We start from the raw sequence: 21,307 nt of genomic DNA, 5'->3' as shown, positions 1-21,307 counted from the left end.
GCGAGTTGAGTCTTCCCGTCGCGCGAGTTGTGCGTTCCGCGCGACGGGAACGCGCAACTCGCGCGACCGGAACGCGCAACTCGCGCGACCGGAACGCGCAACTCGCGCAGTCGGGGGCCGCGGCGGCACGCTCATCCGCGCAGCGCGGCCCGATCCGGTTCGCCGAGCAGGTCGTGGCGCACCGCGAACGAGGCCGCTTCGAGCCGGGAGTGGACGCCCAGCTTGGTCATCAGCGCCTGCACGTGACTGCGCACCGTGGTGACGGACACCCCGAGCCGCCTGGCCATGGCGTCCGTGCGCAGCCCGTCGACAAGGAGTTCGAGGCATTGCCGCTCCCGCACGGTCAGATACCGTGCGAGCAGCACTTCGGGATCGGCTTCGGCGGATTCGCGCCGGCGTCTTCGGATCGGCAGGTCGGTCACCAGCTCACCGCGCATGACCTTCTCGATCGTCGCGACGAGGCTCGCGCATCCGCGCGACTTGTGCACATAGGCGGCGGCCCCGTCCTCCACGGCCGCGACCATCGAATCGATCGTCGGATCGGCGGTGAGCACAACGGTCTTCGTGCCCGGGCTCGCCGCCCGCACGGCCGGCACCCCGTCGTGGTGGTCGTCGTCGCCGAAGCGCAGATCCAGCACACAGACATCCGGTTGATGAGCACGGACGGACGCCACGAGGCTCCCGAAGTCATAGGCCGACGCGACCACCGTGATCCCGGCTTTCGTCAACATCGGGATCATCGCTTCGACGAGCAAAGCGTGATCATCACCCAGCACCGCACTGATCATCAGATATCCCTCCCGGCGGCGGTGCCGCCGCTGCGCTCCCCGTAGGCGTCCAGGCTCACCCGCGTCAGCGTCCCCGCCGGCGCGCGGCTTTCGAAGGACACGTCCACGCCCAGCGCCCGGCTCAGCCTCGTCACCGTCGCCAGCCCCATCGAGGCCCACCCCGGCTCGCCGAGGCCGATGCCCGGACCGTCGTCGGCTATTTCGACCACAATGGGAGATACCTCTGTAATCGCGACCGAAACCGTGCCACCGCTGCCGGCCGCCCTGGCCGCGTTGCCGATCAGGTTGGACAGAATGCGCCACAGCACGCCGCCGTCGAGGTCGGTGACCGGCTCCGGCCCGCCGACGAGCGTGACCCGCGCCGGCCCCGTCGCGTCCGCCTGTTCGGTCAGCTGCGCGAGCAGCGAGCGCACCGCCACCGGCTCACCGCCGACCGCGGGCTGGAGCGCCTGCTCGATCAGCGTGGTCAGCGCGCGGGTCTGCGCGCGCACCAGTTCGAGCTTCCGCCGCGCGGACGCCTCGGTCACATCCTCGGACAGCGCGGCGTCCACCAGATAACTGGCGGCGGCCACGGCGTGCCCGATGTCGTGGATGAGCGCCCGGAGATCGTCGGCGTACCGGTCCGCCTGCCGTCTGCCACTGTCCCGCCGCCGGTCGGGAAACGCATTCATCGTGCCACCTCGAGGACGGCTGTCCATTAGCCGTTAACCCGTTCGTCATTGTGTCGTTGGAATGCGCGGAGACGTTACGAAGTCCGGTCCGGGGTAAGAATCATGGTGGAGAAAACGGAAAAAACGGATCTGTGTTGAGCCGCTGGAGTACCGCCAGCAGATCGGGATGATCAGTCAGCCGGCCGCCGGCGTAATTCCAGGCGAACGTGAGCTGCCCGCTCCAATCCGATTTCTGCCATTGCGCGATCATGTGCTCCAGTTCGAGCGCGGTCGGCCAGCGGTACATGCCCGCGCCGAAAGCCTGTAGCAGAGCCACATACCGGTGCACACCCGCCGCGCGCAGTGCCTCGATGTAGGCGGGGATCAGCGACCAGTCACAGGCACGCCCGGAAAGACAGGGATAGGGGTCGGTGCCGATCACGTCGGTGCTGCCGGCAAAAGCACGGAACTGGGCGGGATCGTCGATGTTGGCCAAAGTGAAGTGCCGCGGATCGGGATCAAGTGAGCGGACAAGGCGGTCGCGGGCACGGAGGTCGGCGGGCGCCGAGGGGCAATTGCCCGCGGAATTCGGTTCGTCGGCGAGAAAGTAAGCACCCGTACGGGGGGCTTTCGCGAGCTGGAATTGGGCGAATAGCGCGGTGACCTTGGCGTCGCTCCAGGACAAGGTGCAGGTGCTGTTGTCGTATCCGCCCAGCCACACCAAGGCTTCCTGTCCTGGCGGCACGGCCGAAATCTCGGCCGGTGTCACGTCGGCAAGCTGAAATCCGTACTGTGCGGTATTCGTCGCCCCGGTGTCCAGCACCGCCGTCAGAAAAGGACGCGGCGGCGGGCTCGGCGCGGAGCTCATGCACGCGGTGGCGAGCATCATGATCACGACGAGGCCCGCGGCGGTACGCGAACACCGGCGTAGGTGGCCGACCGCCCTTCCGGAATCGGGACGTCGTTTCATCGCCGGGCCAGCATCGCCGCTCGCAGGCACGCGAGCCTCGTACGTTTGGGGGTGCCGTGCACCTTCAAACAGATGAGGACACCGCCCCCGCCGTCGCTCAGGATGTGCCGATGGAGCGGACGCGGGTGTTCTTCGTGGACGACCATCAGGTCCTGACGGAGGCACTTTCCACGTTGCTCTCCGACGACCCCGAGCTGCGCGTGGTCGGCCACGGCACCAGCTGCGACCCGCAGCTGACCACCGTGATCGCGATGCTGCGGCCCGACGTGATCACGGTCGAGATCGCCGCCGCGCCGGCGGAGCCTGGGCGGCTGGTCGAGCGGCTGCTGGCCGCGACGCCCGATGCCCACGTCGTCGTCCTGACCAGTTCGCATGATGCCGCGCAGGCGCTCGAGGTGGCGCGAGCCGGCGCGACGGCGTGGGTGAGCAAGGAGTGCTCCGCCGAATACTTCGTCGAGGTGCTGTGCGGGGTGTGCCGCGGTGAGGCGTTCTTCCCCGCCGACCTGCTCGGCATCGTGTTGCACGAACTACGCGAGGACGTCCATCGCGCGCGCGTGCACAGCCGGCTGCTCGACGTGCTGACCACTCGCGAATGCGACGTCCTCACCGGCATGACCGCCGGCTGGTCGAGTGCGCGCATCGCGCGGGAGCTGTACCTGTCGCCGCACACCGTACGCAGCCATATCCGCGCGATACTGGCGAAACTCGGGGTGCACAGCCGGCTCGAGGCGGTTCAGAAGGTGCGCGCCGCCGGCCTGGATCCACCCGGCGACGCGGCGGTGATCGAGCTGCCGGACCGCCGCCCCACATCTGAGGTAACGCATTTACCTCATCGGTAGGAGTCACGACCCCACGACCCGCGCTTAGCGTCGAAATCTGGTTTCGCCCGCGTTCCCCTTCGAGGTGGTCGAATGGAGTTCAACGAGGCCCTGCGCCGCACGTTCGCCGGCCATTGGCGGCTGCTGGTCTGTTTCGTCGCGGTACCGCTGCTGGTCGTCGCCGTCATGCACGCACTGTCGTCACCGTCCTATGTGGCCACCGGCCGGATCCAGGCATCGAGCACCCCACCCGGCACGGACACCGAAGCCGACGCGGTGCTCAACCGGGTCGCAGGAATCGCGACGAGTCCCGCCGTGATCAACGATGCGCTCCGGCAAGCGGGCATCACCACCCGCGACGCGAACCAGCTGGCCGGCGGCGACGTCGCGGTGGGCAGGCTGGGCAGCTCGGCGGTGTTCAACGTCAGCGTCACCGACCCGAGCCCGCAGATCGCGACCGGTCTCGCCGGCGCGCTGGCCACCCAGGTGGTCACGTTCATCAACGGCGCGGGGGATCCGCGGACCACCGCGCTGGTCACCCAGCTGACCAGCCAGCAGCAGAATCTGCTGGCGCAACGCCAGCAGGTCGCGGCGAAGCTCGCGCTCGCCAGCGGACCACTCGACACCGCGAACCTGTCCGCCCAGCTGTCCACATTGGACCAACAGCTCAACGACCTTGGATCGACGCTGCGCCAGCTGCAGTCGACGGTACTGAGCACCGGTGGTTCCGCGGCGGTCATCTCGATGCCGCCACCCGCCACCCAGGCGCCGTCGAAGCTCGCCACGGATCTCGGTCTCGCCGGGCTGGCCGGTCTCATCGCGGGGTTGCTGGTCGCGACCGTGCTCGAGGTCGTCCGGCCGCGGGTCGCCGGCGCGCGTGAGTTCGCGCGGGAGCTGGGCACGGTGGACCTCGGCCGGCTGACTCCGGCGCCGGACGGTGGCGACGCGGTCACCATCGACGTCGCAACAACGGTGGCGCTGCGGGAAACGGTGACACGGACCGGGACCGGCACCATGGTCGTCACCGGCCCGCTGCCCGCGCCGCGGCTGTCCGCGCTCGCCGAGGAGCTGGCCAACCGCCTGTCGCCCGGCCACGGCACGGGGGGCGCCCCGTCGGCCGACGGGGTTTCCGCACGGCCTGCCGGCTTCGCCGACCCCGGCCGCACGGCCACCCTCGATCCGGTCATGGAGCTGCTGCCGCAGCACGAGGCCGTCGAGGTTCGCGCGCTGCCCGACGTCGACACCACCTCCGGGAACGGGCGGCGCGGTCTGCTCGTCGTGGCTCCCGACCTCACGCTCCACCGCGAAGTGGACGACATCCGCACGCTCATCGCCGCCACGGGCTGGCCGGTGCTCGGCGTCCTGGGCATGCGAGCTCTCCGGCGTCGCGAGAGCAGCCGTGAAGGGGGGCCGGCGTGACCGTCATGTCCGGTGAACCGCCCCGGGTCAGGCTGGACTGTGCAGCCACGGCCGGCGGCCTCGGCAGGGTGCTTCAGGCCGCGACCGGGATGCTCGCCGACGCCGGGCTGATCCGGCTCGCGGGTCCCGACGAACCCGCCGAAGTGGTGCACACGGTCGGCGAGGTCGCACCATGGCGTGGCCCCGGCACGGCCCACCGGGTGCACACCGTCGACCGGGTGGTGCTTCGCCGCCGGGGGCTGGCCGTGACCGCGGGCTGGGCACACCGGCAGCGACGGTTCGCGGGCGGAGCCGGGACCTGGCTGGTCCACGGCCGGATGGCGGCGCAGGTCCTGGTCGGGGCGGGCGTCGTCGACGGTGATCGCGTGCACGGGCTGCCCCTCGTGGCGCCGCCGGGACCGCCCGCCGGCAAGCTGGACCGCTCGAGCGTGCGTGACCGGCTCGGCATCGCACCCGGGGTCGTGCTGGTCGTGGGCGCCGATCACGGCCCCGGGCAGAGTGTGCCGGGGTGGGCCGAGACGATCGGCAGGCTGCACCGGACCGATGTCGTGGTGATGCGCCACGAACCCGGTGGCTCGCTCGCGTTCGACGAGCTGCTCCTCGCCGCGGACCTGTTCGTCGCGGCCGGGCTCGCGCTGACGGCGTGCAACCCGGGTGCGGCCGCCGTCGCCGCCGGGGTCCCGGTGATCGCGGCGACCACCGACAGTGCGGCCGAACTCGTGCGGTTCGGCCGCACTGGTTTCGTCGTCCCCCCGCATCCGGCCGCGATCGCGGCCGGCGTCCGGGCCAGTCTCGACGGCGTGCTCCCGCGCGGCGCCCCCCGCCCGCCGCGACAGCGCATCGAGGCCCTGCTGCACCCGGTCGCACGGGGGCTGCTCAGCGGGTACCACCGCGCGCTCGCCACCCGGCGGGCGCCCGCCGCACGGAGCCGGCCATGACCGCCGGAACGCGGACTCGCACGGTGCCGTTCGCGCGCTGCCACATCGTCGCGGAAGCGCACGAGGCCGTCGAGCGCGTGCTGGCGAGCGGGTGGCTGACCACGGGACCCCAGACGATGGCGTTCGAGGACGAGTTCGCCGGCCGGCTCGCCGCACGCGAAGCCGTCGCCGTCAGCTCGTGCACGGCCGCGATCGAACTGGCGTTACGAGCACTTCGCCTGCCTCCGGGCGCGCCGGTGTTCACGCCGACCCTCACCTTCTGCGGCGCGGTGCACGCGATTGTCCACAGTGGACTTCAGCCGGTACTGCTGGACACCGACGAGCGGACGCTGACCGTCGATCCCGCCACGGTCGCCGCCGCGGCCGGCCAGGTCCGGCCCCAGGCGATGATCGTGCAGCACATGGCCGGCTACCCGGTGGGGGTCGCGGCCCTCGCGGACGCGGCCGGTCTGCCCGCCGGGCGAGTCGTCGAGGACGCGGCACACGGGCTGGGCGCCATGATCGGCGGCCGGGCGGTCGGCGCGGACTCCGCCGCGGCGTGCTTCAGCTTTTACGCCACCAAGAACCTCCCGATCGGCGAGGGCGGCGCGATCACCACGACCGACGCTGGTCTCGCCGGTGTGCTTCGCGAGATGCGCCAGCACGGTATGAGCCGTGACGCATGGCGGCGCTACGGTCCGGGCGCGAGCTGGCGTTACGACGTCGCGGTCGACGGGATCAAGGCCAACTTCACGGACCTGCAGGCCGCGATCGGCCGCGCCCAGCTACCGCATCTGCCGGCGTGGCAACGGCGGCGCGCGGAGGTGGCCGCCCGGTACGACCGCGCGCTGGCGACGGTGCCCGGGGTCGTGCTCCCGCCCCGCCCGGCCGGCGGCGGGCACGCGTGGCATCTCTATCCGGTCCGGATCACCGCGCCGTACCCGCTGAGCCGTGACGCACTCGCCGCCGCGCTGAGTTCGCGCGGTGTCGGCACGTCCGTGCATTTCATTCCGGTGCACCACTTCTCCTATTTCCGCGCGCTGCTCGGTGCCCAGATGTGCCGGCAGCTTCCCGTCGCGGACCGGGTGGCCAGGCAACTGCTGTCGCTGCCGATGCACCCCGGGCTGACCGACAGCGACATCGATTACGTCTGCGACCAGATCGCCGACCTCGCCCGAACCGGAGGTGACCCATGCGCGTGACGCACTGGCCTTCCCACCGACGCGACACCAGCGTGTCCGGGGCACGCACGCTGATCGTGGGGGCCGGAGACGCGGGGCGCACCCTCGCGCACGACCTCCAGCAGACGCCGTCCTGCGGGCTGGCGCCGATCGGATTCCTCGACGACGACCTGCGCAAGCGGCACGCGGCGCACCTGCCGGTGCTCGGCCGCCTCGCCGACCTGCCCGCTCTGGTGCGTGCCGAGGGGGTCGAGGTCGTCGTCGTCGCGATTCCGTCACTGCCCCCGGTTCAGCTGGCCACCCTCCTGCACCGGGCGACCCGCACCGGCGCGCGGGTGCGGTACCTGCCGTCCTTCCACGCCGCGGTGCAACGGGGCAGCCGGGCCGGTGATCTCTACGAGGTGTCCCCCGCCGCGTTGCTGGGACGCGAGGAGATCAACGTGATCCGCCCGGCGACGCCGGCGCTGATCCGCGGCCGCCGGGTGCTCGTCACCGGGGCCGGCGGGTCCATCGGCAGCGAACTGTGCCGGCAGATCCGTGCCTACGGGCCGGAAGCGCTGTACATGCTGGACCACGACGAATCGAACCTGCACCGGCTCCAGCTCGAAATCACCGGGGAAGCGTTACTGGAGGCCGACGAGCTCATCGTCGCCGACATCCGCGACGTGGCCAGGGTGAACCAGCTGTTCGCCACGCTGCGCCCGGAACTCGTCTTCCACGCCGCCGCGCACAAGCATCTTCCGTTGCTGGAGCGGCATCCGTGCGAGGGCGTGAAGTCCAATGTGGAGGGTACGAAGAACCTCGTCGACGCGGCGGTGACCCACGGTGCGCACCGGTTCGTGCTGATCTCCACCGACAAGGCGGCCGCACCGACCTCGGTGCTGGGCGCGACGAAACGTCTCGCCGAACTGATCGTGCGCTCCCACACGGGCGACCGCATCGTCACCGGGTCGGTGCGGTTCGGCAACGTCCTCGGCAGCCGCGGGTCGTTCCTCGATGTGCTGGCGCACCAGATCGCCTCACACGAACCGGTGACCATCACCGACCCGGCCGTCGACCGGTTCTTCATGACCGTCGAGGAGGCGGTGGGGCTGGTGCTGGAGGCCGCGGCGATGGCCGAGTGCGGCGAGACGTTCGTGCTCGACATGGGCGAGCCGGTTCAACTGGTGTCGTTGGTCGAGGCCTACGCCGCGCTGGCCGGTGTCCCCGACGTGACGATCAAGTTCACCGGGCTGCGACCCGGCGAAAAGCTGAGCGAGACCCTGCTCGGCGAGACCGAGGAAAGGATCCCGACCGGGCATCCGCGGATCTTCGCGACCCGCGGCCGGCCGGTGCCGCCCGACCTGGACGCCGGGCTCGGCGAACTGTACGACGCCGCCGAGCGCAACGACGCCGAAGCCGCCGGGCGCTGGCTGGCGAAGCTGATCCCCGGTTACCGACCGGCCGGCCCCCACGTGCCGACCGCGCGCGAGCTGTTCGACGCCTTCTACCCCGACGATTTCTGATGCGCGCCATGATGATTCAGGCGGGGGAACGCCTGCGAGCCGACTGCCCGCCGGGGTGGCTCTCCGGTCTGCTCGCGGAAGCCTGCCCCGGCGCCTGGGGTCCCGATGACGGCGAGCCCGGTGGCATCGAGCTGACGGTGACCGCCGAGCCGAAACCGTTCCACCTCGGCGGGGCCACACCCTTGACCCGTGGCGCCTACCGGTGCGGCGGGGCGGTGGTGCTGCTCAACGCCTGCGGGAGCGGCTTCGATCTCTGGCTGACGGCCCGCGGCGACCGGTTCCAGATCGAGGCCCGCTGGCGGCCGCCACAGCGGGAACGGCTCGCGTCGCTGGCGCTGCGATCGCGGTTCCATCTGCTCGCGCGGGCGGCGCTGCTGCACTATCCGGCGCTGTGGTGGGCGGGCCGCCGTGGCCGGGTCCCGCTGCACGCGGCGGCGGTGACGCTCGGCGATGGGGTCCCGCTGCTCGCCGGGCCGGGCGGGATCGGCCGCTCGACACTGCTGCTCGACGCGGTGAACGCCGGGGAACACGCCTGCTCGGACAACCTCTGCGTGAGCGATGGCTACCAGGCGTACGGGCTGGTCGAACCCGTGCGCGTGGAGGGAGGCGGTGGCCGCCGGATGCCGCACGGCCGCCGGGAACGCCCGCTCCCGGGCCGGGTTCCCACGCTGCGACCCGATCGTCTCGTCGTGCTCAGGCGCAACGGTGCCGACCGCCCCACGGTGGGACGGCTGGTGCCGGAAGCGGCGGCGAAGTCGTTGATCGCCGGCACCTACATGGCCGGGGAGTTGCAGCGGTACTGGCCGTTCGCCGCGACGCTGGCGCTGGGGACCGGCATCGGGCCCGTGCACCCGCCGATCCGCGAGATCGCCGGCATCCTGTCGGACCGGTTGCCCGCATGCGAAATCGTGCTCGGTGCGAAACCCGGTGCCGGGCTCGCCGAGTTGCTGACCCCGGCGGTGACGTCATGACTGCCGGGCGGCTGCGGGTGGCGACGGTGGTGACGCGGTTGCAGGCCGGTGCCGGGATCGTGGCGTTGCGCGGGGCGGAGGCGCTGGCCGACCGGGGCCACGAGGTGACGATCATCGCCGGCAGTGGTGACCGGCTACTCGGCGAGGCCAAGACCGAGGTGATCGTGGAGCCCGCGCTGCGCGCTTCGATCGTTCCCCGCGATGATTTTCTCGCGGTGCGCCGCCTCACCGCCCTGTTTTCGCGGCGCTCCTTCGATGTCGTGCATACCCACAGCGCGAAGGCGGGTGCGGTCGGGCGGCTGGCCGCGCACCGCGCCGGGGTCCCCCGGATCGTGCACACCTACCACGGTTTCCCGTTCCACGAGTTCCAGTCCGTGCCGCGGCGCCACGCCTACATCCGGGTCGAACGCCGGCTGGGCCGCATCACCGATGTCGCGCTGTGCGTGGGCACCGCGGTGGCGGTCGAGGCGATCCGGCGCGGCCTGCTTCCGCCGGAGCGGATCCGCACGATCGCGGTGCCCGTGGACGCCGCGTGCCCGGTGTCGCCGCAGGCCCGGTCGCGGGCGCGCCATGCGTTGCGGCTGCCCGGTTCGGCGCCCGTCGTGGGTGCCGTCGGCCGCCTGTCCTACCAGAAGGCCCCGGAACATTTCATCGCCGCGATGACCGCGCTGCACCGGCCGGAGGTGACCGGCGTGTGGATCGGCGACGGCGAGCTCGCGGCGCGAATGCGTGCGCTGGCGCGCGAAGCGGAGCCGGACGCGCGCATCGTGCTGGCCGGGGAACGGGCCGACGTGCCGGCGCTGCTGCCCGCATTCGACGTGTTCACCTTGCCCAGCAGGTACGAGGGCCTGCCGGTGGCGATCGTCGAGGCGATGGCCTGCGGGGTGCCGGTGGTTGCGACGGCGGTCAACGCGGTGCCCGATGTGGTGCGGCCCGGCGAGACCGGGCTGCTCGTTCCGCCGTGCCGTCCCGGCCTGCTCGCCGGCGCGATCGGGTATCTGCTGGACCGGCCGCGGGAGGCGGCCCGCCTGGCGGTCGCCGCGCGGGAACAGCTCGACGACCGCTTCGGCACCGGCGCCCTCACCGACGCGCTCGAAGCCGCTTACCAGCCTCTGCCCAGCATCGTCGACCGCGAGGAGTTCCCGTGCACGTAGAAGTCTTCACCCACCCGTCCGGCGAAGCCGGGTCCGGCCTGACCGTGTTCGACAGCGCCGACGCGCCTGCCGATCCGGCACTGCTGGGCCGGTTGCGGGAAGGAACGGCGACCGCGGACCTCGCCGCGCCACCGGTGGTGCTGCCGGACTTCTGCCACAAGGAGAAGTCGGAGATGCCCTCCAGCATCGCGGTCGCCACCCGCGACGCGATCCGCCCGTCGCTCACCGACGCGGCCCTCAACTGCGGCATGGCACTGGCCACTTTGGACATCGACCTGCCGCCCGTTGCCGCGGTGGACGATTTCTACCGGCGGGTGCGTGAGCGCTACCCGAACCCGCCGGGGTGGCGGTTCGAGCTGTCCAGGGCGGAAGTGCTGCGTGCCGCCGTCGAGGGGGCCGGCTTCGCCGCGGAACGCTATGGCCTGGACGGGGCCGATCTCGACCGGGTCGAGGAGTTCGGGCGGCTGCCGGTGGAGGAATACGGCGGGGCGCACCGGGCGCGCCGCGAGCTGCCGTGGATCTGCGTCCAGCTGGCCCGGCTGCGGTTCGGCTCGATCGGCCCGAGCACGCATTTCCTGGAACTGCAACAGGTCGAGGAGGTGTTCGAGCCGGAGATCGCCGAGCGTCTCGGTGTCCACAGTGGACAGGTGACGATGCAGTTCCACAACGGGGGCGGGGTGCTCACCGGCCAGATCGGGGAGATGTACGCCCGCCGCAAGGCCGCGTCCCGGTTGCTGCGGACCGAGATGGCGGTGCAGAAACCGCTTTCCCACCTGATCGGCGCGGGCAGTATCGCGAAGGCACGGCGCCGCTATGCCAGCTATTTCTCGCATGGCTGCCCGTCCATTCCCATCGAGGGCGACGAGGGGCGCCGGGTGATGCTGGCGCAGCGCCTGTCGATGAACTACGGGTTCGCCTACCGCCTGGCGACCTACGCCGCGCTGCGCAGCTTCGCGCGTGAGGCGTTCGGCGCTTCGCTGCGGCTGGTGGTCGACTCCCCGCACAATTCGGTCTACGAGGAGACGGTCGACGGGCGGCCCGCGTTCGTGCACCGGCACAACGCCGCGCGGGCGTGGCCCGCCGAGCTGATGGCCGGGCATCCTGCCTTCGCCGGTACCGGGCAGCCGTTGCTGGTGCCCGGCACCAACCGCACCTCGTCGTTCCTGTGTGTGCCGGCGCCGGAGGCGCAGCGCAGCCTGTACACCGCCTGCCACGGCACGGGCAGCATCATCAGCAGCTTTGTCCACAAAGGACTTTCCGGCTCGGATCCGGCGGGGCGGCGCACCCTGCGTTACGGCTACACCGACGCGGCGCCCCGCGAGATCCCGCAACTGGACGACCGCGGCGTGGACGCGGCGGTCGGCATCCTGACCGGGAACGGCCTGGTCCGCCCGGTCGCCCGGTTACGCCCCTTCGCGGTGCTGACATGACCAGTCCGGCCACAATGGACACAGGACCGGCCCAGTGGCAGGCGATGTTGCCGCCCGGCAGGCGATTCGTCGCGCTGCCGTCCCGCCGGCAGCCCTTGGTGATCGCCGAGGACGACCCGTCGGTGCTGCGGTACGTCCGGACGGCGCTGCTCGCCCCGCCACCCCGGAGTTCCCTGCCCGCCTGGGTTTTCACCGCGGCCCGGGAAACGTTGCGCATCCCGGTGTCGTGGCGGCTGGTGCCGCATGTGCAGTCGCCCGGCGGCCCGGGGGCCCTCGGCGAGCTCATGGCCGGGCACCGGCTGCTGATTCTGCGGCACAGCCACGATCCCGACGCACGGTTGATGCTGCTCTTGTTCAGACCCGGAGCGCGGTGGCCGAGCCGGGCGGTGAAGGTGCCGTCCGAACAAGGGGGCGCAGCGCGCGTGCTGCGGGAGGCGGACCGGTTACGCGGGATTGCCGCCCTGCCAGTGGGTTCGCTGCGTGAATCGATCCCCGAAGTCCTCACGGTCGCGCCCGGACCCGCGCTGGTGACCACCGCGGTACCCGGCACCCCCATGCTCGTCGGCTATCACCGGCACGGGCACACGAGCAGGCCCGCGACCGTACGCGCGGACCTCACGGCCGCCGGCGCCTGGCTCGCCCGGTTCCAGGCCGCCACCGCCGGCGACCCGGCACCGCTCGATGTCGCGCCCGGCGTCGGCGAGGCCCTGCGGCAACGGCCGGCCACCAGGAAAGCCGTGCAAGACCGGCTTTCCGCGCTGCGGGACCGGTTACGACGGCACCAGGCGCCGCGAACCGCGGTGCACGGCGACTTCTGGCCGGGCAACCTGCTCACCGACCGCGGCGCGATCACCGGCGTGGTCGACTGGGAATGGGCCGGCCCCGCGGGCAACCCGGTCCGCGATCTCGCCCGGTTCGCACTGTCCTATTCGGACTATCTCGACCGGCACACCCGGCCCGGCCGTCCGGTGCGGGGGCATCACGGATTGCTCGCCCGCCCCGGCGCCGCGGTCGCCTACGCACTCGACGGCGACGGCTGGTACCCACGGCTGATCCGCGACTTCCTGCACACCGGTCTGTCCCGGCTCGGCGTGTCCCCCGCCTGCGCCCGTGACGCCGTCCTCGCCGAAATCGCCGCGGTCGCGGCCGAAGCGAGCGATCACACCTTCGCCGAGCACCACCTGCGGGTGTTCGAGCGACTCACCGGGGAGGTGCCCGCGTGACGGCGACGATGGGGCTCCGGGCGCCACTGGCCGAACTCCCCCGGCCGCAGCGCGGGACGGCCGAGCGCGCCACCGCGCTGGCGGCCTGCACCGCCATGGTGTTCCAGCCGATCCTGCGGCCGTCGGGACCGGGCAACTCCTCCCCGGTGGACCTGTTCACCGCGGCCACCATCCTGTTCTTCGTGATCTGGGCGGCGACGAGCGGGCGCAAGCTCGGCGCCCCGTACGTGGTGCCGTTCGGGATCATGATCGTGGCCGGCGGGATCGCCGGGCTGGCAGGCAGCCTGCCCGGCACCTCCCTGCTGGAGATCTTCCAGGACCTGGTGCTGATCGCGTGGGCCGTGGCGCTGTACAACATCGCGCGCCGCCCCGGTGTGCTGCGGTGGTTGACGGCGACCTTCGCCTACTCGTCGATCGTCTGGGCCACCGTTCTCGTGGTCGCTTCACTCGTGGGCTTCACACCGCTGGAGGGACTCTCCCAGGCCGAAGGCAACCGGGCACTGTTCACCTTGGGTGACCCGAATTACGCATCGGCCTACTGGGTGGTGTCGCTGCTGATGGTGTTCGCGGCGAAACGCCCGAAGCACTGGCCGCTCCGCTGGTTCGGCTACGCGATGCTGACCTGGGCCATCGTGCTCACCGAGTCCAACGGGGGCGTGCTCGAACTGCTCATCGCCTTCGGTTTCCTCGCGCTGGTCGCCTGCTACCGGCGGCGCGGAGTGGTGGGCGCGCTGGCAGTGGTGCTGGCGCTGGCATCCGTCGTCAGTCTCGGGCTGTGGCTCGTGCCGTTTTCCCGGCTGCAGACCTGGGCGCTCCAATCAGGACAGTCCTATTTGGTCAACTCGCTCGGCCGGAGCAACGGCAGCAGCTCCCAGCGGACGCTGCTCGTGCAGGAGTCGATGGACCTGTACCAGTCCGACGGGGTGCTCGGCAGCGGGCCGCGCACCACGAAACAGTTGCTGATCGAGCGGAACTACCCCTATGCCAAGGAAGCGCACGACGACTACCTCGCCGCGCTGACCGAGCGTGGCGTGTTCGGCGTGGTCGGGATCGCGATGCTCGTGCTGGTCGCGGGCTGGCGGGCCGGGCGCGCGTTGCGTGCGCCGCCCGGTGAAGGGTTCGCGGCCGAAGTGGCGCGCCCGGCCGGGCTGGTCGCGGCCCTGCTCGCGATGGCCGTGGCCGGGACCTACTACCAGGTCCTGCACTTCCGGTTCGTGTGGATCCTGCTGATCTTCGTGGCCGTGCTCGCGTCGCGGCCGGATGCCGGCGACCGCGTGGGGCGACCGTCGTGAAGCCCGGCATCCCGGCGGTGGCACGGCGATGGTGGAGCACCGGCGACAGCGGTCCGCTCGGCCGCCGCGGCGCGGTGCGGAACCTGACCGCGCAAGGCACCGCGCTGCTGATCGTGGCCGTGGCCAGTGTGCTGGTGGGCCGGCTCGGCGGCCCCACCGTGCTCGGCGAGTACACCCTGTTGCGGGTGCTGCCGTGGTTGTTCGGTGTGGTGTTCAGCTGCGGGCTGCCGGTCGCCTCGACCTTCTTCATCGCGGGCGAAAGCCGTGCGGATCCGCGCCTGCGGCCCACGCTCGCGGTGCTCGCGGTCCTCGGTGCCGGTGTCGCGGCGTTGCTGTGGATCGCCGCGACCCCGATCCTGCACCGGTACTTGTTCACCGCCATGCCTGCCAGGCTCGTCGCGCTGATGGCCGTCACAGTGATCACGCAGCTGACCACGGTGTGGGGCAAGGCCTGCTGCCAGGGCGCGGCGGACATGCGCGGCGCCAACCTCGTGATCGTGTGCGAGGAACTGATGTTCCTGCCCGCCTACGGTTTCGCGAGCCTCGCCGGGTTGCGGGGCATCGACGCCGTGGTGGCCGGACTGGCCGGTGGCGGGATCGCCGCCGCGGTGACCACGCTGGGACGGCTGGGCGGCACGGGGTTTTTCCGTGGCTGGTCACGGCCTTCCGTTCCGTTGGCGTACGGCGTCATGCGGTACGGCGCCCGCGGTCAGCTCGGAAACCTGCTGATGCTGGTGAACCTCCGGCTGGACTTCGTGGTCCTCGGGGTGCTCGCCGGTCCCGCCGTCGTCGGCGTGTACGCGGTCGCGTCGAAGTTCGCCGAGCTCATGCGCCTGCCGGCGACGGCGCTGAACTACGTGCTGTACCCGCGGTTCGCCCGCCTCAGCGAGGCAGGAGCCAACGCGGACGTGCGGCGGCTGCTGCGCCGGGCGGTGGCCGCGACCGCCGCCATGACGCCGGTGCTGGCCGGCGCGTCGGTGATCACGCTGCCGCTGCTGTACGGGCCCGCCTTCCGTTCGGCCGTGCTGCCGGCCTGCATCCTGCTGGCCGGGCTCGCCGTCGAGGGTGCCGCCGCCGTGGCCTCGGCCTACCTGTGCGGCCGTGGCCGGCCCGGCGCGAACTCGTGGGGCATGGGCGCGGGCGCGCTGGTCACCGTGGCACTCGACCTCGTGCTGATCCCGCGCGCCGGAGCGGTCGGTGCGGCCGTCGCCTCCAGCATCGCCTACCTCGTGACCACCGGACTGCTCACCACCATCACGCTGGGTCTCGTCCGGCGCTCCGTGGCAGTGGCCGTCCCGGAAGGCGGTGAACCAGCGTGACCGCCCCTGTGTCACTCGCCGCCGCACTGGTGGCCATTCTCGCCCTGGTCTTCGGGCTCACCGGTGCCGACAGTCCCCCGGTCGCCGGCGTGAGCCCGCCGTGCTCGTTTTCCGTTGCGCCACAAGGCTTCCGGGTGACACTGTGCCTGACCGCACCGGCCGATCACGCGATCCTGCCCGGCCCGGCCACGGTGCACGCGAGGGTGGCCGTGGCCGGCGCGGCGCCCGAGGTCGACGGCGTCACCTACAGCCTCGACGGGTCCTACCTGTTGTACGACGAGCAATCGCCGTACACGTTCACGTTGCACACCTACCTGTTCCCGCCCGGCCCGCACATCCTGTCCGCCCGTGTGTCCTTCAGCGGCGGCTACGACTCACCACCACTGGAGCTGCCGGTGACCTTCGCCGACACACCCGCACCCCCGCCGCCACCGCCCTTCACCCCGACGGCCGGAACCGCGCCCGCGCCCGGGGCGCCGCTGGTGGTGGCCGCCGGCGGTGACGGCGCCTCGGGCATGACGCGGGAGCAACAGGTGGCCGGCCTCATCGATTCGTGGCGCCCCAACCTGTTTCTCTACCTCGGCGACGTCTACGACAACGGGTCCAGCGAAGAAATGCTGAACTTCTACGGCGAACACGGCTCATTCTTCTCCCGGTTCCGGCCGATCACGAACCCGACCGTCGGCAACCACGAATATGCCCTCAGCAGTACCGCCGCACCGTATGTCGATTACTGGGGCGGGATTCCGCACTACTACAGCTACGACATCGGCGCCTGGCATTTCGTCAGCCTCGACGACACCGCCGAGTACGGCCAGGGCGCGGTGACCTCGCCGCAGTACCGCTGGCTGGCCGACGACCTCGCGCGCAACACGGCACCGTGCACGCTGGTGTACTACCACCGGCCGTTCTTCACCGTCGACGCCGACCCGCCGGCGACCGAATACAACGCGTACTGGCAGCTGTTCGCGGCGAATCACGTGACGCTCGCTCTCAGCGGGCACGCGCACAACTATCAACGCTGGCAACCCCTCGGCGCGGACGGCTCCGTCAACCCGGCCGGCGTGACGGAGCTCGTGGCCGGTACCACGGGGCAGTGGCTCAGCCCGTTCATCAGCACCGATCCGCGGATGGCCGCCGGTTTCGACAACCACAGCACGAACCCGGGCGCGCTGAAGTTGCAGCTGTCGGACGACCACGCCACTTACCAGTTCCAGGACGTGTCGGGACAAGTCCGCGACCACGGCGACGTCACCTGCCGGGGCGGGTCATGAACGAGGGAGGTTCCGGGATGCCCGGTCCACAATGGACTCAAGGCCGTGTCGTCTTCGTCGGCGCCGTCCATGAAGCACGGCCCGTACTGTCCACATTGCTCACTCACCCGGCGGCGCGCGTCGTCGCCGCGATGGCGCCGCCCGCCGAGCAGGCGAAGCGGCTGTCCGGCGCCGTCGACCTGGCCGAGGTCGCCGGGCACGAGGGCGTGCGCGTGCTGCAGGCCGCCGATATCAACGCACCGGCGGTGGGGGACACGGTGCGTGCGCTGGAACCGGATCTGCTCGTGGTCGCGGGCTGGACTCGCCTGCTCGGGCCCGAACTGCTGTCGGTGCCCGCCCACGGTTGTGTCGGGTTCCACGCGTCCCTGCTGCCGCGTCATCGCGGACGGGCCCCGGTCAACTGGGCCATCCTGCGGGGCGAAACCCGGACCGGCAACACGATGCTGTTCCTCGATCCCGGTGCCGACACCGGCGACATCATCGACCAGTGCCCGGTACCGATCCTGCTCGACGACACCTGCGGCACGGTGTACGAGCGCGTCGCCGCGGCCGGTGCGCGGATGCTCGCCGAGCATCTCCCGGCGCTGCTGGCCGGCACCGCGCCGCGCCGGCCGCAGCGCGCCACCGAAGGGGACGTGCTCCCGCGCCGCACCCCTGAGATGGGAGTGCTCGACTGGAACCGGCCCGCCCGCGCCGTCCACGACTGGGTGCGGGCCCTCACGAAGCCTTACCCCGGCGCGTTCAGCGACCTCGACGGCCACCGCACGATGATCTGGCGCACCCGCCCGCCGCATCGGTCCGAACCGGACGGTCCACCGGGCACGATCCTCGCGGTGGACCCGGCCGGAGTCCGGGTCGCGACGGCGCCGGGCAGCGTCGTGGTCACCGAGATGTCTGCACCGGACCAACCGCCCGAGCCCGCGGCCGCCTGGTGTGCCCGGCGCGGAATCCGGCCAGGGCACCGGTTCGCGCCCGTGCCGCCGCCGCTCGCCCGCTGGGCACGGGGGGAAGGCCCGCGACCGGAGGTGCTCGCGCGATGAACACCGTGCTCGTGGTGGCCGCTCATCCCGACGACGAAGTACTCGGCGCCGGCGGCACACTGGCCCGCCATGTCCACTGTGGAGACCGGGTGCACGCCTTGCTGGTCGCCGACGGGGCGACGAGCCGGTACGCCAGCGGGATGGCCGAGGTGCTCGCGAAATGCACCCGCCGCGCGGCGCAAGTGCTCGGATTCGCTTCGGTGCACCAGCTTTCGCTCCCGGACCAGCGGCTGGACACGATGCCGTTGCTCGAAGTGACTCAGGAGGTCGAAAAGGTCGTCGACCGGCTGCGGCCGGATGTCGTCTACACCCACTTCCCCGGTGACGTGAACGCGGATCACGGCGTGGTGGCACGGGCGGCCTGGACCGCGTGCCGGCCGTATGTGCTGCCCGGGCTGCGCTTGTTCGCGGTGTTCGAGACCCCGTCGTCCACCGAATGGGCCTGGCCGGTCGAGGGTGCCACGTTCTCCCCCGCGCTCTTCGTCGATGTGACGTCCACTTTGGACGACAAGCTCGACGCGATGTCCTGCTATGAAAGCGAACTACGTGACTATCCTCACCCCCGGTCCCTGCACGCACTGCGCGAACGGGCCGCTTACTGGGGCAGCCGGGTGGGCCGCGGCGCCGCGGAAGCCTTCCAGGTACTGCGGGAAGTGACGTGAATGACGGAAATCGTGGCCGATACCCGCCTGCGGCGCGGCGCCGACCTCATCGTCGCCGTGACCGCCTTGATCGCGCTGCTGCCGCTGTTCGCCGGCATCGCCCTCGCGATCAGGCTGACCAGCCGCGGTCCCGTGGTGTACCGGCAATGCAGGGTCGGCCGGGACGAGCGTCCGTTCGTCATCTGGAAGTTCCGCACCATGGTCGCGAACGCCGAGGACATCGGGCCCGTGGTGAGCGGCAGCGAGGACCCCCGGATCACCCGGGTCGGGCGCTGGCTGCGCGCGACCCGGCTCGACGAGCTCCCGCAACTGGTCAACCTGCTGCGCGGGGATATGACGCTGATCGGACCGCGCCCGGAGGTCGAGCGGTTCATCTGCTACTACAGTCCGGCCGAGCGCGAGCTGCTGACCGTCCGGCCGGGCGTGCTCGGTCCGGGGGCGCTGCTGTTCGCCGCCGCGCAGAGCCAGGAACTGACCGTGGCGGCCGATCCCGAGGCCCACTATGTCGCCTATCACCTGCACCCGAAGCTGGCGCTCGATCTCGCTTATCTGGCCCGGCGCGGAATCCGGGCCGATCTGGCCCTGCTGACGCGAACGGCACGGGTCGTGCTCAAGCGGTGAGCGGTTCGAGCAGCCGATGCCGGCCGACGGCGCCGCGGCCCGACAGTTCGGCCGTCCACCGCACCATCGCCCGCGGACGTTCCCGCGTGACGACACCGACCAATCCCTCGTCGCCGGTGTACCCGAGCACGCCCGCGCCGTCGAGCGGGTCGCCTTCGAGCGCGACCCGCTCGTACTCCGGCCCAACGGCCCCGGCCGCCTGAAAGCGCTGTCCGTACTGTTCGGTCCAGAACCGCGGCAACGGCTCGAACGGGATCGCCGACGCCCGGCCGGACAACAGGTTTCCGGCCGCGGCGCGCCCCATCTCGACCGCGTTGAGCCAGTGTTCGACGCGCCGCGGGGGCTGCCCGCGCCGGACCGGCCAGCGCGCGATATCGCCGGCCGCGACCACGTCCGGCAGGCCTGCGACATGGCATGTCGGCTCACACAGCACCCCGTCGGCGATGTCGGCGCCGGACCCGGCGAGCCACTCCGTCTCCGGTTCCCCGCCGACCGCGAGTACGACCGATCCGGCGGCCACGAACCGCCCGCCGGTCAGGTGCAACCCGATGCCCCACTCGCCGGGAATCCAGTGGCGCACCTGGGTTTCCAGCCACACCCGCACGCCGTGCCCGCGGTGCAACCGGGCCACTGCCCCGCCGAGCTCCGGGCCGAGCGCGCCGAGCAGCGAGCCGGACCGGGACACCAGCACGACGTCGCGGCCTTGCTCGGCGAGGGTGGAGGCGAGCTCGGTCGCGGTGAAACCCCCGCCGATGATGACGCAGGGCCGGTCGTCGGCGAGCAACAACCGTTGCAGCGCCTCGGCGTCCTCGATGGTGCGCAGCACCCGCACCCGGGGATCGCTCGGCACGCCGGGCAGCGTCCTGGCCCGCACTCCCGTCGCGATCACCAGACCGTCGTAGCGAAGCGGTTTGGCCCGGCCGATCTGCACCAGCCGCCGTTGCGGGTCGAGCCGCCGGACCGTCTTGCCGAGGCGCCAGTCCGCGTCGAGATCGACATAGCCGGCCAGGGTCAGCTCGCGGCGGCCGAGATCCCCGGCGAGGAATTGTTTCGACAGCGCCGGGCGATGGTAGGGGCGATGCCGCTCCGCGCCGGCGATGACGAGTTCGCCGGTGAACCCGAGTTCGCGCACCCGTTCCGCCGCACGCAGCCCGGCCAGTCCCGCGCCGGCGATGACGATGCGTTCGTGCCGCCGGCTCACCGCACCTCCAGATGGATCGCTTGCATGGGACAGCCGCGGGCGGCGGCCAGCGCGTCGTCACGGCTGCCGGCCGACGGCCGCCGCCGGTAGTCCAGCCGCCCGTCCACGGTGAGCCGGAACACCTCCGGCGCCTCGGCTTCGCAGATGCCGTACCGGTGACAGCGATGGTTGTCGACGGTCACCACGAGGTGATGCCTGCTCACTGGCGTACCTCCAGCAGCCCGGCCGTGGTGAACAGGCGGGCCGGCAGGAAGCGCAGGCCGGCCACGAGCGCCACGGGCACCACCAGCGCGACGCCGAACAACCAGAGCGCACGCAGATGACCGTCGACGAGCGCCCCGGTAAAGGAATGCACGACACCGAGCGCGACCGCCGGGTAGCCGAGCCGGTGCAGCCACAGCCACCGGCGGTGGCTCAGCAGCCGGCGGACCAGCGTGGACGCAACGAGGGCGAGCATCAGCTCGACCGAGACGATGCCGAGCGCGACGGTGAGATCTCCGGCACGGAACGGGACGGCGAGGTCCAGCGGGCCGAGCCGATCGCCTTCCATGAACACGAATGCCGTGGCGTGTGACATCGCGAAGGCCAGGGCGAGCGTGACGAGCACCACGTGACTGTTGCGGGTGGCCTGACGTCCGGTGAGCCGGCGCAACCAGCCGGTGCTGGTGAAGACACCCCAGCACAGGCCGAGGCACAGGAACACGAAAGCGGCGTGCGCCGACAACGCGGCGACCTCGTGCACCCCGGCGTCATGCGGGGATTCGAACGCGTCCGCGAACGCGATCTCGACAACCAACACGGCAACCCTTATAGATCACGAAAACATCTCGATATGACAATGGCAGGCAACGTACACCGAACTCCGTGCGAAC

The 21,307-nt window shown here is 71.5% G+C and carries 21 protein-coding genes; 15 read left to right on the top strand and 6 right to left on the bottom strand.

Translation table 11 applies throughout. The annotated features are described in order from the left end of the window. Window positions 1-131: 131 nt before the first annotated feature. The 3 genes from GKO32_RS14300 to GKO32_RS14290 form a co-directional block, all read right to left on the bottom strand. On the bottom strand, window positions 132-788 hold the full coding sequence (locus GKO32_RS14300; RefSeq protein ID WP_154757347.1) for a response regulator transcription factor: 657 nt from the start codon (window positions 786-788) through the stop codon (window positions 132-134). Next, on the bottom strand, window positions 788-1,459 hold the full coding sequence (locus GKO32_RS14295) for a sensor histidine kinase (RefSeq protein WP_154757346.1): 672 nt from the start codon (window positions 1,457-1,459) through the stop codon (window positions 788-790). Before GKO32_RS14295 ends, GKO32_RS14300 begins: the two co-directional genes overlap by 1 nt. A gap of 100 nt (window positions 1,460-1,559) precedes the next feature. Next, on the bottom strand, window positions 1,560-2,327 hold the full coding sequence (locus tag GKO32_RS14290) for a hypothetical protein (RefSeq protein ID WP_154757345.1): 768 nt from the start codon (window positions 2,325-2,327) through the stop codon (window positions 1,560-1,562). Between the two features lie 191 nt (window positions 2,328-2,518). On the opposite strand from GKO32_RS14290, the gene GKO32_RS14285 reads away from it, so the two are divergent. The 15 genes from GKO32_RS14285 (at window position 2,519) to GKO32_RS14215 (ending at window position 19,234) form a co-directional block, all read left to right on the top strand. Continuing rightward, window positions 2,519-3,247 (top strand): LuxR C-terminal-related transcriptional regulator, encoded by a 729-nt coding sequence (locus tag GKO32_RS14285; RefSeq protein WP_154757344.1) that lies wholly within the window; start codon window positions 2,519-2,521, stop codon window positions 3,245-3,247. A gap of 72 nt (window positions 3,248-3,319) precedes the next feature. Further along, window positions 3,320-4,645, top strand: a complete 1,326-nt coding sequence (locus GKO32_RS14280; protein ID WP_154757343.1) for a GumC domain-containing protein — start codon at window positions 3,320-3,322, stop codon at window positions 4,643-4,645. A gap of 5 nt (window positions 4,646-4,650) precedes the next feature. Beyond that, window positions 4,651-5,583, top strand: coding sequence for a glycosyltransferase (locus GKO32_RS14275; protein ID WP_246243727.1), 933 nt, complete (start codon window positions 4,651-4,653; stop codon window positions 5,581-5,583). After that, window positions 5,580-6,764 (top strand): DegT/DnrJ/EryC1/StrS family aminotransferase, encoded by a 1,185-nt coding sequence (locus tag GKO32_RS14270; protein WP_154757341.1) that lies wholly within the window; start codon window positions 5,580-5,582, stop codon window positions 6,762-6,764. Before GKO32_RS14275 ends, GKO32_RS14270 begins: the two co-directional genes overlap by 4 nt. After that, entirely contained in the window at window positions 6,755-8,248 is a 1,494-nt protein-coding gene (locus GKO32_RS14265) for a polysaccharide biosynthesis protein (protein WP_154757340.1), read from the top strand. The genes GKO32_RS14270 and GKO32_RS14265 overlap by 10 nt, the downstream gene beginning before the upstream one ends. 8 nt (window positions 8,249-8,256) lie before the next feature. Further along, window positions 8,257-9,219 (top strand): hypothetical protein, encoded by a 963-nt coding sequence (locus GKO32_RS14260; protein ID WP_154757339.1) that lies wholly within the window; start codon window positions 8,257-8,259, stop codon window positions 9,217-9,219. Then, on the top strand, window positions 9,216-10,373 hold the full coding sequence (locus GKO32_RS14255; RefSeq protein ID WP_154757338.1) for a glycosyltransferase family 4 protein: 1,158 nt from the start codon (window positions 9,216-9,218) through the stop codon (window positions 10,371-10,373). Before GKO32_RS14260 ends, GKO32_RS14255 begins: the two co-directional genes overlap by 4 nt. Continuing rightward, complete coding sequence (locus tag GKO32_RS14250; RefSeq protein ID WP_154757337.1) at window positions 10,364-11,803, top strand: RtcB family protein; 1,440 nt, start codon at window positions 10,364-10,366, stop codon at window positions 11,801-11,803. The genes GKO32_RS14255 and GKO32_RS14250 overlap by 10 nt, the downstream gene beginning before the upstream one ends. After that, window positions 11,800-13,026 carry a phosphotransferase family protein gene (locus GKO32_RS14245; RefSeq protein WP_154757336.1) on the top strand — a complete coding sequence of 409 codons (1,227 nt, stop codon included), beginning with the start codon at window positions 11,800-11,802 and terminating at the stop codon, window positions 13,024-13,026. Before GKO32_RS14250 ends, GKO32_RS14245 begins: the two co-directional genes overlap by 4 nt. Further along, a complete protein-coding gene (locus tag GKO32_RS40150; RefSeq protein WP_154757335.1) occupies window positions 13,023-14,318 on the top strand; it encodes an O-antigen ligase family protein in 1,296 nt (431 codons plus the stop codon). Before GKO32_RS14245 ends, GKO32_RS40150 begins: the two co-directional genes overlap by 4 nt. Further along, window positions 14,315-15,637, top strand: a complete 1,323-nt coding sequence (locus GKO32_RS14235) for a lipopolysaccharide biosynthesis protein (RefSeq protein ID WP_154757334.1) — start codon at window positions 14,315-14,317, stop codon at window positions 15,635-15,637. Before GKO32_RS40150 ends, GKO32_RS14235 begins: the two co-directional genes overlap by 4 nt. Next, window positions 15,634-16,911: a metallophosphoesterase gene (locus GKO32_RS40145; protein ID WP_154757333.1), complete on the top strand. Its 1,278-nt coding sequence runs from the start codon at window positions 15,634-15,636 to the stop codon at window positions 16,909-16,911. The genes GKO32_RS14235 and GKO32_RS40145 overlap by 4 nt, the downstream gene beginning before the upstream one ends. A gap of 17 nt (window positions 16,912-16,928) precedes the next feature. After that, window positions 16,929-17,951, top strand: coding sequence for a methionyl-tRNA formyltransferase (locus GKO32_RS14225; RefSeq protein ID WP_166459546.1), 1,023 nt, complete (start codon window positions 16,929-16,931; stop codon window positions 17,949-17,951). After that, complete coding sequence (locus GKO32_RS14220) at window positions 17,948-18,613, top strand: PIG-L deacetylase family protein (protein ID WP_154757331.1); 666 nt, start codon at window positions 17,948-17,950, stop codon at window positions 18,611-18,613. The genes GKO32_RS14225 and GKO32_RS14220 overlap by 4 nt, the downstream gene beginning before the upstream one ends. Continuing rightward, window positions 18,614-19,234: a sugar transferase gene (locus GKO32_RS14215; RefSeq protein ID WP_154757330.1), complete on the top strand. Its 621-nt coding sequence runs from the start codon at window positions 18,614-18,616 to the stop codon at window positions 19,232-19,234. It abuts the gene before it with no gap. On the opposite strand, the gene GKO32_RS14210 is transcribed toward GKO32_RS14215, so the two are convergent. The 3 genes from GKO32_RS14210 to GKO32_RS14200 are packed head-to-tail and all read right to left on the bottom strand — an operon-like array spanning window position 19,224 to window position 21,234. Next, on the bottom strand, window positions 19,224-20,435 hold the full coding sequence (locus tag GKO32_RS14210; RefSeq protein ID WP_312867915.1) for an NAD(P)/FAD-dependent oxidoreductase: 1,212 nt from the start codon (window positions 20,433-20,435) through the stop codon (window positions 19,224-19,226). The two genes, GKO32_RS14215 and GKO32_RS14210, sit on opposite strands and share 11 nt — an antisense overlap. Then, on the bottom strand, window positions 20,432-20,638 hold the full coding sequence (locus tag GKO32_RS14205) for a ferredoxin (protein ID WP_312867914.1): 207 nt from the start codon (window positions 20,636-20,638) through the stop codon (window positions 20,432-20,434). Before GKO32_RS14205 ends, GKO32_RS14210 begins: the two co-directional genes overlap by 4 nt. After that, window positions 20,635-21,234: a ferric reductase-like transmembrane domain-containing protein gene (locus GKO32_RS14200; RefSeq protein WP_312867913.1), complete on the bottom strand. Its 600-nt coding sequence runs from the start codon at window positions 21,232-21,234 to the stop codon at window positions 20,635-20,637. The genes GKO32_RS14205 and GKO32_RS14200 overlap by 4 nt, the downstream gene beginning before the upstream one ends. Window positions 21,235-21,307 lie beyond the last annotated feature (73 nt).

The sequence above is a fragment of the Amycolatopsis pithecellobii genome (assembly GCF_009707865.1).
In the GTDB taxonomy this organism is placed as follows: Bacteria; Actinomycetota; Actinomycetes; order Mycobacteriales; family Pseudonocardiaceae; genus Amycolatopsis_E; species Amycolatopsis_E pithecellobii.
The sequence above is the reverse complement of the archived record's forward strand: the minus strand, read 5'-3'. Positions and strand labels throughout refer to the sequence as shown.